The organism is Thalassobacterium maritimum (assembly GCF_031127805.1).
GTDB lineage: Bacteria > Verrucomicrobiota > Verrucomicrobiia > Opitutales > Coraliomargaritaceae > Thalassobacterium > Thalassobacterium maritimum.
On record NZ_JARXHW010000021.1, the window covers coordinates 24,511 to 40,765 of the forward strand.

The 16,255-nt window shown below is 53.6% G+C and carries 7 protein-coding genes; 6 read left to right on the forward strand and 1 reads right to left on the reverse strand.

The genetic code is table 11. From position 1 onward, the window contains the following. Positions 1-13: 13 nt before the first annotated feature. The 4 genes from QEH52_RS10335 to QEH52_RS10350 are packed head-to-tail and all read left to right on the forward strand — an operon-like array spanning position 14 to position 6,183. Positions 14-1,846: a sulfatase gene (locus QEH52_RS10335; protein ID WP_308950251.1), complete on the forward strand. Its 1,833-nt coding sequence runs from the start codon at positions 14-16 to the stop codon at positions 1,844-1,846. A gap of 6 nt (positions 1,847-1,852) precedes the next feature. After that, positions 1,853-3,298, forward strand: coding sequence for a sulfatase family protein (locus tag QEH52_RS10340; protein ID WP_308950252.1), 1,446 nt, complete (start codon positions 1,853-1,855; stop codon positions 3,296-3,298). 5 nt (positions 3,299-3,303) lie between these two features. Next, complete coding sequence (locus tag QEH52_RS10345; RefSeq protein ID WP_308950254.1) at positions 3,304-5,196, forward strand: sulfatase-like hydrolase/transferase; 1,893 nt, start codon at positions 3,304-3,306, stop codon at positions 5,194-5,196. Between the two features lie 6 nt (positions 5,197-5,202). Beyond that, positions 5,203-6,183 carry a hypothetical protein gene (locus QEH52_RS10350; protein WP_308950256.1) on the forward strand — a complete coding sequence of 327 codons (981 nt, stop codon included), beginning with the start codon at positions 5,203-5,205 and terminating at the stop codon, positions 6,181-6,183. Between the two features lie 1,187 nt (positions 6,184-7,370). Here QEH52_RS10350 and QEH52_RS10355 read toward each other — a convergent pair. Continuing rightward, positions 7,371-8,981, reverse strand: coding sequence for an arylsulfatase (locus tag QEH52_RS10355; RefSeq protein ID WP_308950259.1), 1,611 nt, complete (start codon positions 8,979-8,981; stop codon positions 7,371-7,373). Positions 8,982-9,074: 93 nt separating this feature from the next. On the opposite strand from QEH52_RS10355, the gene QEH52_RS10360 reads away from it, so the two are divergent. After that, the gene (locus QEH52_RS10360) at positions 9,075-12,239 is read left to right on the forward strand and encodes a hypothetical protein (protein WP_308950261.1); all 3,165 of its coding nucleotides are present in this window, start codon (positions 9,075-9,077) and stop codon (positions 12,237-12,239) included. Positions 12,240-12,312: 73 nt separating this feature from the next. Continuing rightward, positions 12,313-16,254, forward strand: a complete 3,942-nt coding sequence (locus tag QEH52_RS10365) for a trypsin-like serine protease (RefSeq protein WP_308950263.1) — start codon at positions 12,313-12,315, stop codon at positions 16,252-16,254. Position 16,255 lies beyond the last annotated feature (1 nt).

Sequence of the window (16,255 nt, forward strand, 5' to 3'; positions counted from 1 at the left end):
GCTTCAGTTTCCTATGTCTATTTTTAAGTCTTTAGTTCTGGGGACATTGCTTGGCCTTGTCGCGCTTACCGTGGGCGCGAAACAGCCTAATATTATTCTGATTGTTGCGGATGATTTGGGTTGGCGTGATAGCTCCGCCTATAAGAGTGAGTTTTATCAAACTCCAGGCATCGATCGTTTGGCGAGCGAAGGGGTGCTTTTCACGGATGCCTATTCGTCGAACCCCCTGTGCTCGCCGACGCGTGCCAGCATTTTGACTGGTCAGTCGCCGGCGCGTTTGCGTTTCACCGCCGCGTCGGGACATATTCAGCAGGCGATTTTAGATCCCAAGCAAGGGACTGCGGCGGCTGTGGATAAGCCGGCTATCATCCCTCAATCGCGCTCACGTCTGCCCAATGAATACGTCACCTATGCCGAGCTTTTACAAGAGGCTGGCTATCGCACCGCGTTTATGGGGAAGTGGCATGTCGGTTCCGCTCCCTACATCCCCGAAAATCAGGGCTTTGATGTGGTGATCGGTGGACGTCATCATCCGGGGCCACCACCTCCGGGAGGCTTCTTTGCGCCATGGGAAGTGGAGACGATTCCCGACTACCCGAAAGGCACGCATATCTCCGATGCGATCACCGATGAAGCGTTGAAGTTTATCAAAGCCAATCGCAGCGATCCTTTTCTACTCAACCTGTGGTTTTACGATGTGCATGCACCGTTTCAAGCGAAGCCTGCCTTGGTCGATAAGTATGAGCAATTGGTCGACCCCGACTACCCGCAACGCTCGCCGACGATGGGGGCGATGATTGAGGCAATGGATCAAAATATCGAACGCCTGTTGCAGGAGCTCGATCGTATGGGCCTGCGCGACGACACCATTATTATTTTCACCTCCGACAACGGCGGCAACATGTATAACGAAGTCGATGGCACCACACCGACCAACAACTTTCCGCTGAAGAGTGGTAAGGGCAATAACTACGAGGGCGGGGTGCGTGTGCCCTTGATTGTTTCGTGGGCAGGCGTATCACGTCCAGGCACCATGACGGATTCGGTGGTGTGCTCTGCTGATTTGTATCCTACGATCTTGAACATGGCAGGCTTGCCGCAGCATCCTGAGCATCACAAAGATGGCATCGACTTTAGTGCAGCCATTGCAGGGGAATTCTTTGATCGCGGCCCCTTCATTTCGCACTTTCCACACTATGTGCCGGCCACGGATAATTTACCTAACACTAGTGTGCGCGTTGGTGACTATAAGTTGTATCGCTTTTACTACGACGGCGAAAATCAAGCGCACCGCTATGAGCTCTATAACTTGAAAACGGATATCGGTGAGACGAACAATCTTGCCGACAGTATGCCGGAAAAAGTTTCGCAGTTGGACGCGACTATTGAGGCCTATTTACAAGAAGCCGAGGTGCTGGTGCCGATCAAAAATCCGCGCTTCGCTAGTAAACCGGTGATGGGCTGGAACGTGATCGGCGATGTTGAACTCACAGCCGAAGATGGAGTGCTCCGCATGGATAGTCATGGTCGTGATCCTCGGATCAGTAGTCACGACTTTCATCATGTCAGTGGCCCCGTGGCGCTGTCCTTTACGATGCGTTCCAAATCGATTGGAAAGGGCCAAGTCTTTTGGACATCGCCCACGGTGAAAGGCTTTAAGGGCGACCATTCGGCTAGCTTTTCGGTCAAGCAAGATGGCGCCTGGCATGATTACGTGGTCCAGCTGCCGTTCACTGGAAAATTGAACTCAATACGTTTAGATCCCTCGCAGGGTGAGGGTAGGATCGAACTTAAAAACATACGTCTGCTCGGTTCAAACGGGCAGGTCTTACACACTTGGAAGTAATTATTTATGTTGAAAAAAGCATGTCTACTCTTGGCCGCGACCTGTCTATTGCAGTCGGTCTCTGTCGCAAAACAACCGAATGTCGTTCTCATTCTGGCGGACGATATGAGCCCCGATCTCTCGATGCTGGGTACGCCTGGCATTGAGACGCCAAACATCGATGCATTCGCTAAAGAAGGGGTGTATTTCAACAATGCATTTGCCGCTTCGGCGTCCTGCTCGCCCTCGCGCACTGCGATCTTAACAGGTATGTGGCCGCATAGTAATGGCAACTGGCGCAATGTGCACACGCCGCCGTTGAATCTTCCCGATAAAGCATTTTCCCGTGAGACACACATCGTTGACAAGGTTGGCATCGGTCGTGACGTGGCGACACTGCCCGAGGTTTTTCAGTCCAACGGCTACTTCACCGCAATCACACAGAAGCTCCACTTAAGCCCCGCATGGCGTTATCCTTATGACGCACGCAATCCAGTGCAGTCCGAGCCTAAGCGTTTTCACAAAGTGATGGGCGATTTCATCGAGCAGGCGGGCGATCGTCCGTTTTTTATTCATGCCAACGTCGCCGCGCCACACCGGCCTTATCGTGCTCACTTAAAATCCAATCCAGATCAGGAACTACCTGCGGCAGACAGTATCGAAGTGCCGTCGTTCTTGCCCGACACACCGGGCGTGCGCCGCGATATGCAGGAGTATTACGCCTGTGTTGAGATCGCAGATGCATGCGTCGGTGCGATCCTTCAGGCCTTGGATGATGCGGGCATTCGTGAGGAGACCTTCATCATCTTCACCTCCGACCAAGGCATGCCGATTCACTATGCCAAAGCATCCGCGTATCCTACTGGAACACGTATTCCGCTCGCGGTGGTGGGGCCCGGTGTCGTCAAAGGACAGACGAATGACTCGCCCGTTTCGCAAATCGATTATGCGCCCACGATTCTTGATTATTGTGGCATTGAAATTCCTGAAGTCATGCAGGGGGAATCTTTGCGGCCGATCCTCAGCGGGGGCGACAGTATCGAAGGGCGCGAGTATGTGTTTGCCGAGCACAATTCACACGGTCCCGATCCGCGCGAGTTCTACCCGCAGCGTGTAGTGACCGATGGTAACTGGTATTACATTTTGAATGTCGATCCTGAAAAAACACAGCGTTTGCCCGATGATCTTCGCGGTGTCGAAGTGTGGGGCAACCATGCTTACGATGCGATCATTGCCGCGAAAGAGAGTCACCCCGCTGAATATGCGTATCTAACACTTTTTGATAAACCAAGGCAGCCTGAGCATCTCTACAAAATCAATGAAGATAAATGGGGCGTGCATGACTTGGCCACTAATCCCGAACGTCAGGCAGTCTTACAGCGCATGCGAGCGGCGATGCATATGTGGCGCACGGCTACGAATGACATTGAAAAGAGTCCGTTGGAAATTCCAGAGCAGCCGGACGCCCACTAATGCTTTTGAACTGCAAACAAGTTTTCGCATCGCTCGTGCTGGGAAGTCTTCTTTGGGCGGGGGCGCTACCGGCGGACGCGACGCAGCCGAATGTGATCGTGATTCTAGCTGATGATTTAGGCTACTCCGATCTGGGGGCCTATGGTGGCGAGATTGAGACACCGAACCTCGACCGCCTCGCAAATCAGGGGGTTCGTTATTCGCAGTTTCGAGTGACCCCGATGTGCTCGACCACACGCGTGGCATTGATGGCGGGGATGTCGTATCCCGCAGCGGGCAACGGAAGCTATAAGAATGTGTTGCCCTTGCCGACGCTGCTACAGCGTGGCGGTTACCGAACGATGATGGCGGGCAAGTGGCACGCGGGAACTCGTGACCCCAGAGATCGCAAGATGTTTGATCGCTTCTTCGGTTTTCTAGGCGGGCTGACTGATTGTTTTGTCGGCAGTAATGATTGGTATACGGGGCAAACACAGTTTCGCGACTTTAAGCCAGGCTTTGATGCGACGACGGCTTTCACCGATTCCAGTATCGAGTTTATGGGTGAAGCGCTGGAGGACGATGTGCCGTTTTTCATGTATGTTGCCTACAATGCGCCGCATCATCCTTTGCAGGCGCGTAAAGAAACGGTGGATAAATATATCGGCCGCTACATGGATGGCTACGAGGCGGTGCGCGAGGCACGCTATCAACGTCAGTTGGAGCTCGGCCTAGTCGATCCCGCATGGACGCCTGCGCCGCATGGCGTGGAGGTGCGACGCTGGAATGAGTTGCCCGAAGCACGTAAGGTCGTCGAAGACGCCCGCATGGCCGCCTACGCCGCAATGGTGGATGAGATGGATCAAGGGATCGGTCGACTCATTGCTTTTCTCGAAGAGGCCGGCGAATTGGACGACACGCTCATTCTGTTTATGTCCGATAATGGCGGGGATTATAACAACGGCTCGATACGAACCGATGCGGACCAGATCCCATGGAAACCGCACAACAATCCGACCAGTAGTAATGGTTGGGCGTGGGTGAAAAATACGCCGTTCAATTTTTATAAACATGCCTGCCATGAGGGCGCACTCGCTGCGCCGCTGATTGCGCATTGGCCCAAAGGACTTGCAGGGCGGACGGGGCAGATCGATCGTTCGCCTGTCGCGGTGACTGATATTTACCCCACGCTCTTAGAGTTAACGGGCGTGAATTTTCCAAAGAATGACACTTCGCTGAAGCCGCTCACCGGACGCTCCTTCTTGGAAGCCTTGACGGAGCAAACTGCTTTCGATGCGCCCAGTCGTTTTCTCTGGTTTAACCAATCGCGGGCTTGGATCGAAGATGATATGAAAGCGGTGTCGCTCTATGGCGGGCCGTGGCAGTTGTTTGATCTCGTAAAGGATCGCACCGAGCAGCACGACCTCGCAGAGGCGCAGCCGAAGTTGACGAGTGAGCTGGCCAGCAAGTGGCAAGCGTATGCGCAGGAGATCGAGATGAGCGGTCGGGATAGTCGTGTCGTGGGGCAAGAGCAAGCGGGCTGGGGGTGGCATCGTCTGCAGATGTTTGCGCCACAGTTGGTTTCCACGTTTCCAGAAAATTCCAAGCTCACTGCGCCGGGAACGACTCGCTTGGAAATGCACTTTTCGGCAGCCGTTGATTTGAGCGGAGCGAAGGGGAAGTTCCTTCGTTTGTTCAAGGTAAGTGATGAGCAGAATCCTGTGTGGGAAATGGATCCCGATGCTTCGCATCCTAGCCAAGGGAAGCGCAGGTTATGCTTTGATAACATCCCTGCGCTCGAAGCCGATACGCAGTATTACGTCTTGGTCGATCCGGGCGCATTTAAGGTCGGCGGTAAGCCAGTCGGTGTGATCAATGATGGCGCATACTGGTGGCGATTCAGAACGACGGCGGAGTAATTTAGCATGAAAAAACTGATTATAAGCACCCTTATCGCGAGCACGTGCGCCGCGGCTTCCGCTGCGGTCGTCATCATTGATCCACCGCAGGCGAATTCGCTGATACTAGAAAACTTTAGTGGGACCTCCGACCCTTCTTCGGAGCAGAGAAATGGCGTGCGCTTTGTTGCCGCTCAGGATGGTGTTGCGAAATATTCCATTACGGATCGAGCAGACCCTCAGTTGATTTTCAAGGGCTATGTCGGAGGTGTTGATTTTGCGAATTACCCGAATGTCCGTATTCGGCATTCATTTTCCGAATCTAACCAGAGCGGCAGTGTTTATCCGATGCCAGCGCGCGAAGGGAAAATGGGCAAGGTTTCAATCAATCATACTCTGGCGGGGCGACAGGTGGTGTTAGAGGAATATCCTCCACTAGGGCAAGGCTTGCGCCTCGATCCTGTAGATGGTGATCACGTGCCAGGCGAGTATTGTATCGACTACATTATCTTAGATCGCGGTCGGACGCTGGGATTTGAATTCGATCAAAAAGACACTACGCGTGGTGGTTTAAATAACTTTTTTATCGGCAATAATCTAGGCGGTGAGAATAGCAAAGAGATCGTTTCGGGGATTGATCGGGGGGTGTATCATGGCGAGCCTATGAGTTCCGACTCCATGATGATTTTGCAACTGACTCCCGCGACTGGTTTGACCGCCATAAATTCAAAGATCTATAAATTTATCGAAATTCGCATGCGTGTGCTGGAGCCTCAGCAAGGCGTGGGAACTGTTTTCTTTCGTAGTGAAACAGCGAACTCAGGCAGCAGCAAAATCGAATTCGATCTGGTTGATGATGAATATTTTCATACCTACCTGATTGATCTACGTGAGGATGCGTCATGGAACTCTGGGGTGATTAACAGCTTTCGCTTTGATCCGACCAATCGAAAACAAGCGTTTGAGATCGATCACATCCGCTTCTATGAGACGGCGAAGTTTAAGTGATTTTTTGCAGGTAGGGGCTTCACTTGTGAAGACCGCGTGTGAGCAGTTCGTCGCAGTGTTGCGGCTTTAGGGTGGTGTGTTTTTAATCTTAGTTTTGTTATTTTTCCTGCGGCCCCAGTTCTGAGAACCGAGGATACGATTGTAGCTTCAAAACTCTGTTTTGGGGTGCGTCTAGTTGAGCGGCGAATCGTCAGTCGCTGCTACGGCCCCGGTTCAGAGAACCGAGGATACGATTGTAGCTTCAAAACTCTGTTTTGGAGTGCGTCTAGTTGGAGCGGCGAATCGTCAGCCGCTGCTACGGCCCCGGTTCAGAGAACCGAGGATACGATTGTAGCCTCAAAACTCTGTTTTGGGGTGCGTCTAGTTGAGCGGCGAATCGTCAGTCGCTGCTACGGCCCCGGTTCCGAGAACCGAGGATACGATTGTAGTTTCAAAACTCTGTTTTGGAGTGCGTCTAGTTGGAGCGGTGAATCGTCAGCCGTTCCTCCGGCCCCGGTTTAGAGAACCGAGGATACGATTGTAGCCTCAAAACTCTGTTTTGGAGTGCATCTAGTTGAGCGGCGAATCGTCAGCCGCAGTTGCGGCCCCGGTTCAGAGAACCGAGGATACGAATGTAGCCTCAAAACTCTGTTTTGGGGTGCGTCTAGTTCAGCGGCGAATCGTCCGTCGCTGCTACGGCCCCGGTTCAGAGAACCGAGGATACGATTGTAGCTTCAAAACTCTGTTTTGGGGTGCGTCTAGTTGAGCGGCGAATCGTCAGCCGCAGCTGCGGCCCCGGTTCCGAGAACCGAGGATACGATTGTAGCTTCAAAACTCTGTTTTGGGGTGCGTCTAGTTGAGCGGCGAATCGTCAGTCGCTGCTACGGCCCCGGCTCAGAGAAGCGAGGATACGATTGTAGCCTCAAAACTCTGTTTTGGGGTACGTCTAGTTGAGCGGCGAATCGTCAGCCGCAGCTGCGGCCCCGGTTCAGAGAACCGAGGATACGATTGTAGCTTCAAAACTCTGTTTTGGAGTGCGTCTAGTTGGAGCGGTGAATCGTCAGCCGTTCCTCCGGCCTCGGTTTAGAGAACCGAGGATACGATTGTAGCCTCAAAACTCTGTTTTGGGGTACGTCTGTTGGAGCGGCGAATCGTTAGCGCTCCTCCGGCCCCGGTTCAGAGAACCGAGGATACGATAGGGACTTTTCCTATCGATCATGCAGTCGCTTGGGCATGGCTGTTGGCACATAGGGCGTGCCGCCTTCTCTGTCGTCGCGTAGGTGTTGAGGGGGCGTGGGATTCTTGAACTCGGCGTAAGGCTTGCCTTTGGCGTTCAGCCACCAGTTTTCCCAGTTCGTTGATAGCTTCTGAACTAGTTCTGGATGGGAGCTGCTGAGGTTCACGGTTTCGCTGCGGTCGTTAGCTATGTTGTAAAGTTCCCAGTCCTTGCCGTCGACGGCGGTGAGCTTCCAATCGCCTGCGCGGATGGCTCGATGATCATAGAGCTGGAAATAAAGGGCGTCGTGCGGCTCGCGGACTTCTCCTTGGAAAATCGGTAATAAACTTTTGCCAGGGAGTTCTGGTAGGGCTTTGCCTTTGCCTGCGGCGGCGTAGGTGCTGCCGGCGAGTTCGAGAAAGGTCGGCATGAGATCGATGATGTGTGCGGGCTGCGTGATGATCGAATTCGGATGGGCGATTTGATTGGGCCACCAGGCAATAAAGGGTGTGCTGATGCCGCCTTCGTGTTGATTGCGTTTATAGAGGCGCAGGGGGGTGTTACTTACGTTGGCCCAGCCCATGCCGATTTCCCAATTGGAGCCGGGATCGCCAGGGAGCTTGTCTTGGGTGAGCATGTGCTCGTCGGTGCGTGCGTAGGGGGAGCCGCCGTTGTCGCTCATGAAAATTACTAGCAGGTTTTTATCGAGTCCGTCTTCTTTTAGATTTTGCAGCAAGCGGCCGATGTTCTGATCGAGACGGTCGACCATGGCTGCGTAAACTGCCATGCGCAGGTCTTCGAGTTCTTGTTGCGCGGGGCTGAGCGATTCCCATTCGGGCAGATTGCTTGGATGCGCGGAGAGTTTGACTTCATCGCCGATGATGCCGAGCGCTTGCATGCGCGCGAAGCGTAGGGCGCGAATGGCGTCCCAGCCAGCCTTGTAGGTGCCTCGGTAGCGTTCGATATCTACGCGGGGCGCCTGTAGCGGGTTGTGTGGCGCGTTATACGCGAGATACATGAAGTAGGGCTTGTCGGGGTGGGCGGCTTTGGATTCTTTGATGAAGTCGATGGCGTAGTCGGTGACGGCGTCGGTGACGTAGAAGTCCTTTGTCTGTGGTTTGAAAGGAGTCTTATCTAGGCGAAAGGATTGGTCGATCGGGGGGAAGAATGCGCTGGCGCCACTAAGGTGTCCGAAGAAACGGTCAAATCCGCGATCAATCGGGCTGCCATTGAGATGCCATTTGCCTAGAGCGAAGGTCGCATAGCCTGCCGGACGCATGACCTCGCCGAGCGTCGCGCCGCGTTGCACACCGAGCCCTGTGACTGGCCAGTAGTGGCCAGACATGATGTTGGCCCGTGACGGTTCACATTTGGAGGCGTTGTAAAATTGAGTAAAGCGCAGGCCTTCTTGAGCGAGTCGGTCTAAGTTGGGCGTATTGATTTCGCTGCCGTAGCAGCCTAAGTCGGAATAGCCCAGGTCATCGGCGAGTATGTAAATGATGTCCGGCTGCTCTGAGGCCGCAGTAGCGGTTGCGTTTCCTAGCGATAAGGCCAGCGCGAGCGCGATGAGTGCACGTAAGGGGCGGTGTAGTCGTTGTGGCATGGGTCTAATGTTTTGTGGTAATTATTATCCTTAAGAATTGTTTCTTGTTATAGTCTTGACCCGCAGAGTGCAATAAGAATCATTTCTTATAGAATGAAACCTTTGTCACTTTTCAACCCTAGGACTGATTCCGATTCCACTATTAGTCACGCTCAGGCGGACTTTCAACGGGCTTTTGAGGACCCGCCAGCGGAGTTGCGCGGAAAACCATTTTGGTCGTGGAATGGAGAGCTCAATGAAGAAGAACTGCTGCGTCAGATGGGAGTCGCCAAGTCGATGGGGATGGGGGGCGTCTTTATGCATTCCCGCACAGGTTTGAAGACGGAGTATCTGGGCAAGGAGTGGTTTGAGCTGATCAATAGTTGCTCGCAGCAGGCGAGTGAACTCGGCCTCGAAGGTTGGCTTTACGATGAAGATCGCTGGCCTAGCGGCAGTGCGGGCGGCAAGGTTACCAAGGGCCAAGCGCATCGGATGCGTTCCATTATCTTACGTCAATATGCGGCAGGTGAAGCGATTGAATGGCCGGAGCTGGAGAACTTTATCGAAGCGCATTATGCAGATTTGGATGGCTTGCACTTGAAGCAGTATGACTCGGTTGCGCATGACTCGGTGGACGTGGTGCCTGCGGGCCGACAGCTCTTGATATTTGTCCGGGAAATTCATCCATCGCATTCATTCTATAATGGTGGCTCGTATCTGGATACTTTAAGTCGTTCGGCGACGGATGCATTTATCGAATCGACGCATGAAAAATACCGTGCGCACTGTGGCGACCATTTTGGCAAAGCAATCAAGGGCGTGTTCACGGATGAGCCTCATCGCGGGTTTATTCTTTGTGACGCGGTTGAACAACCCGGGGCGTCGGATTCCGCGCGAGCGATCCCCTATACGGAAGCACTCTTTGAAGAATTTTCGCAACGCTTCGGTTATGAACTGCGTGGACGATTGCCGGAGCTCTATTTTCAGTATCATGGGGAGAGGCTTTCCAAATTAAAGTGGCATTATGCCGAACTGCTGCAGCAACTCTTTATCGAGAACTGGGCGCGTCCTTGTTTGGACTGGTGTGAGTCGAACGACTTGCTACTGACGGGACACGTGCTGCATGAAGATTCACTCGCGGCGCAAGCAGTGCCTTGTGGTTCATTGGCGAGATACTATGAGCAGATGAGCTATCCTGGGATCGACGTGTTGACGCAGGATTGCCGCGCATACTGGGTGGCGAAGCAGGTGGTGTCCGTGGCTCGTCAGCAAGGACAGCCGTATGTGCTGTCCGAATTGTATGGCTGCACAGGGTGGCAAATGGGCTTCGAGGGGCATAAGCAAATCGGGGACTGGCAAGCCTTTCTCGGTGTCAATCTTCGCTGTCATCACCTAGCGTGGTATTCCATGGCAGGGGAGGCGAAGCGTGATTATCCTGCAAGTATTTTTCATCAATCGGCATGGTATCCACAATACAAATACGTGGAGGATTATTTCTCGCGAGTGAATTTAATCTTACAACAAGGTCAGCCCGATTGCGATGTGCTGGTCATTCATCCGAATGAGTCGATTTCGGCGCAGTTTCATTTAGGCTGGGCCACTTGGCTACGTTCAATTTCGCCTTCGGTAGATCTGTTAGAGACGAAATTTGTTGAACTCTTCCATTGGCTGACGAATAGCCAAATTGATTTTGATTATGGCGATGAGGAACAACTGTCACGTCTGGCAGAAATCGAGGTCGTGGATGGGAAAGCGTATCTGCGCTTCGGTCAGATGCGGTATCGCAGCATCGTGGTCGGTGGCTTAGAAACGATGCGCGGCACGACTTTGTCGTTGTTGGAAGCCTTTCAATTAGCGGGCGGAGCGGTCATCTTTGCTGGTGAGGTCCCCGCTTATCTGGATGCCGAACGCAGTCGTGCGCCGCGTGCTTTTGCGCAGCAGGCGCTCGCATGCGCCTGGGAGCGGGATGCATTGGTTGATTGCCTCCGGGAAAATAGCGATCAGTTGCTGCAACTCAACGAAGGTGCGGGTGTCGCGGATGTGATCAGTCATGTGCGTCGGTTGGATTCTGGAGAAGTTTTTATCGGCTTGGTGAATACGACAGGCACGCAACTAAAAGAAGTTCAAATTGACCTCAGCCAGGGTGGAATAGTGGAACGTTTGAATTGCCGTAGCGGTCAAATTGAGCCAGTTGCCGTGGCATCACATGCGGATGGGCTGCGCTGGTGGGTGGATTTTGAATCTCTGGGTGAGCACTTGTATCGAGTCGTGCCCGAGGCGGAGGAGGGTGACGCTGCGGAGCCTGAACGCGTAACGGCTGCGCCATTTTCGGTGCCGATCGAGGGGCCGTTTGACTATTCATTGAGCGAGCCCAATACTTTGCTATTGGAGCGTGCTCGCTATCGTTTAGATGATGCCGCATGGAGTGAGTGCCGTGATATTCTACGTCAGGATACGGCGATTCGCGACACGCTGGGTTGGCCACAAGTGTCTGGAGAGATGATGCAGCCCTGGTGCCGTCCCCAGGCAGAGGATGCTGTAGCGAAGAAGTTGACGCTGGAGTTTCCTTTTAATGTTTCGCAGATCCCCGCAGCTCTTGACTTGCTGGCAGAGCAACCAGAACGCTGGCGCATTTCGCTCAATGGACGTGTCATCCTTTGCGAAGACCTGAGCCATTGGCACATTGATATCGCGTTGAAACGCATCCAATTGCCGGTTGAGTATTTACGACCAGGTGAAAACTGCATTTCCATGGAGACCAACTTGTCTCAGGACACCGATCTCGAAGCGATCTACTTGCTCGGCGATTTTGGTGTTTATCGTAAGGATGAGGATTGGGAGATCGCGGCATCACCGAAGCAGGTCTTCGTCGGTGATTTGGTGGAGCAAGGGTTTCCTTTCTACACGGGCGCGGTGACCTATTGTTTGCCGCTTCCGAATGCTTTGTGTGAGCAAGCCTTGGACTTGGAACTTCCCAAGTATTCGGGGGCTTGTGCTGAAGTGATACTCGGTCAGCATTCAGAGTTAATTGCCTTTCCACCGAGTCGAACTAGTCTGCCGATGTCATCGAATGGCGCCTGTTTTAAGGTAAAAATTTATCTCACGCGTCAAAACCTATTCGGTCCTTTGCACCGAGTGCCGAAAGAACAAGGGATGACACGTCCCGATTCCTATCGGACTGTTGGGGATGCTTATAGTGAGGCGTATCAATTATTCCCAAGTGGTTTGTTGACATCTCCGATTGTGCATCTGTCAGCGCCGTTCGTCTCGAATGAGTGAGCGCAAGAGAATGGTCTCTCATTCTTAAAATTAATGACGGCCGCATGTCTGTGGTGCTCGTCACTTTTTCTATATGAACTCTATGTTTCGCTCTTTTCAAAACTTTCGAACATGTTTCGCAGTGCTCAGTTTGCTCTTTTGTTTTGTGCTCTCGGCGCATGCGGTGTTGCGCCATCCGGGGATGACGGATGCCGAGGCCTTGGCCCTGGGTGCTTTACCGCAGTTTGAGAGCAAGGCCTATGTCAGTGGCTGTTCGGCGGCGATGCTAAATAGCGAATGGGCGGTGTCCGCTGCTCACTGCATCAGTCTGGAAGACGAGCAGCGCGTGACGATGAGCTATAAAACGAATGGGGGCTCCACCACGGTGGCGGGAACGGCCTACCGTGTGCAATCGGGCGATGGTGGCTATGACGATGTCATGCTCATTCACTTGGACACGCCGATCACAGCCGCTGTGGCTTGGGTGGCACCTTACGATCGCTTCGACGAGTATGAGCAGTTGGGGTGGCAAGTTGGGCGAGGCACTTCCGGGGCACTGGGAGTAAATACGACTTCAGACAATCAGTTTCGTGCAATGACTCAGCGGATTATTTCAACGATCCTTGATGAGGCATCGATCATTCCTCAGCATATTTATTACAATTATAACAACCCTAATGTCACTAGCCCAAATGAATATGCGACTCGCTTTGAGGGCGGCACGGGGCCAGGGGACAGTGGGGGGCCACTCTATGTGTATTCACGTGGCCGATACTTCAATGCCAGTGTCGTGAGCGGCCCGCAGAATGGGAGTTATCGCAATGGTCGCCTAAGCACGCATGGCGCTGCCATGCTGGCGAGATCGGGACTGAAGTTTGCTTATCCGCAAGCACTTACGCCGCAGGCGGTTTGGGTGGCGGAAGATCTAGAGGCTTCAGTCGCGAACTTGAACACGGTGACGACTTGGACGGATCGTCTCAATGGGCTTACGTTTTCAAATGCCAGTGACGGTGGCGCGGGCGCGCCTGTCTTTGTGGCTAGCGCATCGCCAACCGGTTTGGCATCTGTGCGTTTGGATGGTGATGATGCGCTGGGACTATCGCTCGCAGAAAATCCTTTTAACGGCACCACGGCGATGAGTATCGCGATCGTAGTCAAGTCGAGCGGTGGTAATGCGGGACTAGAAACGGATGACTTTGGCACGTCAGGTTTGTTGGATGCGAGCGTTGCGGGCAGTGATCTCGGATGGGGGCTTTCCATGGCGACGAATGGTCGTTTTGGTTGGAGTATCGAGGACCTCGATCGTTCGGTGGATGCGCTCTTTCGCGGAGACACGGGCAACGGTTCTGCGGCGGAGGGGGAGTGGCATGTGGTCGTCGCGACCTGGGATGGTTCAGAGATCGCGTTGGATAACGCGGGTGATGAGCGCAACATGAAACTCTTCGTGGATAGCTTGGCGCAGTCCAAGACCACGCAAGCCGCGAATCACTTTAACATTGGCCGAGCAGTTAGCTCGTTGGTTTTAGGAAAAAGTCTGACCAACACGGTCGGTGGGTTTCAAGGAGAGATTGCCGAGATTCGACTCTACACGGGAGAACTGCAATTACATGAAGTGGATCGCTTACTAACGAGCCTGCGTGAGCGCTATGTCAGCGGTTCGCTCGGAGTCAGCTTTGAGCGGCCTTGGTCGTCGAAAATTTCGATTCCCGCCGGACAAAGTTTACGCACGCGCGGGTTGCTCACGGGGGGTGGCACTTCAATGGTTTGGGAACTCGAGTCTGGGCCCGCTCCAGTCACTTTTTCAAATGTGACTTCGCCCGATACCGAGATAACTTTCGAAGCAGTGGGCACGCATGTCTTACGCGCAGTGGTGAGCGACGGCGTTTCGGTGGGCACGACAGACTTGACAGTTGAAGTGACTGTGCCCGGTGAGTTGCCGACAACGAGCAGTGATGCGGTGACGGGTAATTGGATTTCGAGTGATGTGGGCAGGGTTAATGTCGTCGGTAGTCACAGCGAGGCCGCGGGTGTTTTCACCGTGAATGGTTCCGGCCAAGGTGTCGGCGTCGGAGAGGGGCAGACTTACGATGAAGGCCGCTTTGTGTGGAAGGCTGTGGCGGGCGACTTTGATTGGATCGCACGACTCGACTCGCTGACCGATGCATCGGGCCCGACCCGTGCGGGACTGATGGTGCGCGGAGGACCGGGCGCGACTGATGCCGCCGCATTTGTCGGGTTTGCGCCGAACGGCACGGTGTATGTCTTAGGTCGTCGTGATGGTGGGTGGTATGCGGAGCTTAGCAGCGATGCCGGCTTGGGACTAAGCTTTCCAGTGTATTTGAAATTAGAACGACGCGGCGAAACTGTGGCGGCATTTGTTTCGTCCGATGGAGTGACGTATAGCGCCATTGAATCAGAGCTGACGGTCGCGTTACCAGGCGTGGCACGTGTCGGGATGTTTGTGACGAGCGGTCACGAGAGCACAACGGTAGCTGGGCAGTTTAGCGAGTTGTCGTTGTTGCAAACGAGCTTCGCGTCCACAACTGCATTATCAGTTTTGAGTGCGCAACAATTAGGTGGGGTGATTGATCTTGATCCCAGTTCCTCGGGCACGGATGAGCCATGGTTGAGTGTAGATCTCACGAATGGTTCCAGTGTGGCCAATGTGTATCAGACCTATGTCAGACATCGTCAAACCTCACGAGCGACTTTGACTGAGGGCGGCAATTATTGGGCAAGTCTCAGCGCCGATGATGGCAACGCGCTCACTGTGACCAGTCGTGTGATCGAGACGGTTTATAATACACGCTATGAATTTAATACGGCCAGCGATACGGAAGGATGGAATGGAAATAATGTGACTGATTTGACCAGTGACGGCAGCAGCCTGACGGGCACTGCGAGCTCAGATGATCCGCAGATCAACATCACTGGCTTATCGCTGGATGGAACACTGCATACGCAAGTGGCAGTGAGAATGAAAGCGACCGTCGCCGCGCCGATACAACTGTTCTGGGGCCGCGAGGGCGCGGGCGGTTTCGCGGCGGCACGTTCGCTGCTTTTGGATTATACCGAAGTCGGGGCCTTTCAGACGATAATCTTCGATATGGAGGATGTCGACGAATGGGACGGTGAAAGCATCACCGCCTTACGCTTGGATCCGTTGAATGGATCGGTGAATGGGCAGAGCTTTGAAATCGATTTTGTTGAAATTTCAGACGGTCGTGCGATTCGTCAAGCGCCAGCGTATCACTTCGATGTGGGCGGTGATAGCGAAGGGTGGAAATTTACCAAGGACATCGCTAGCACTTATGTGATCGGTGGTGCTTTGCAGGGCACGACGACTGGCAACGATTCGGTGCTGACGCGGAGTGGTGTTGATTTCGATGCCGACGGGGTGGACAGCGTGTTGCTGCGTATTCGTTCGTCGGTATCAGGAGTGGCTGAGTTCTTTTGGGGCACGACCGATACGCCCGCGTTCAGTGCGGCGCGTAAGGTGAGCGCGAGCTATATGGGCGACGGTTCCTATCAAGTGTTGCGCCTACCGCTCGCGGGCAATGCGGAGTGGGATGGCACGAGCTTGCAAAATATACGCTTGGATCCGAGCAATCAGTCGGGTGCTGTCTTCGCGATTGATACAATCCTCTTTAGCGATGGCGACGGTGACCAGGATGGCATGCCGGACACCTTTGAACTCGCCAACAATTTGAATCCGCTGGCCAGTGAGGATGCCATGTTGGACGCCGATGGCGACGGCGTGAGTAATCTAGGTGAATACATTGCCGGAACTGATCCGACAGATGGCAGTGACCGCTTCACTTCAAGCTTTGTTTATACCGATGGGGTGGCCTTTGAGCTGAACTTCAGCGGCAAGTCTGGTCGTAGCTATCGACTGATGCGTAAGCTGCATTTAAGTGACGCGAATTGGGTGGAAGTTGATAGCCTCGGCGCCTTAGGTAGTGATCAGTCCGTTCATTTATCGGACTCCAGCAGCTTCGATCAGGCGTTCTACATGGTTGAGATTTCATTCCTGTAAT

Bases quoted from the DNA above. Each gene is read 5' to 3' on its own strand.
- QEH52_RS10360 (WP_308950261.1), top strand. From the start codon at position 9,075: ATGAAACCTTTGTCACTTTTCAACCCTAGGACTGATTCCGATTCCACT.
- QEH52_RS10355 (WP_308950259.1), bottom strand. From the start codon at position 8,981: ATGCCACAACGACTACACCGCCCCTTACGTGCACTCATCGCGCTCGCG.
- QEH52_RS10340 (WP_308950252.1), top strand. From the start codon at position 1,853: ATGTTGAAAAAAGCATGTCTACTCTTGGCCGCGACCTGTCTATTGCAG.
- QEH52_RS10335 (WP_308950251.1), top strand. From the start codon at position 14: ATGTCTATTTTTAAGTCTTTAGTTCTGGGGACATTGCTTGGCCTTGTC.
- QEH52_RS10350 (WP_308950256.1), top strand. From the start codon at position 5,203: ATGAAAAAACTGATTATAAGCACCCTTATCGCGAGCACGTGCGCCGCG.
- QEH52_RS10365 (WP_308950263.1), top strand. From the start codon at position 12,313: ATGAACTCTATGTTTCGCTCTTTTCAAAACTTTCGAACATGTTTCGCA.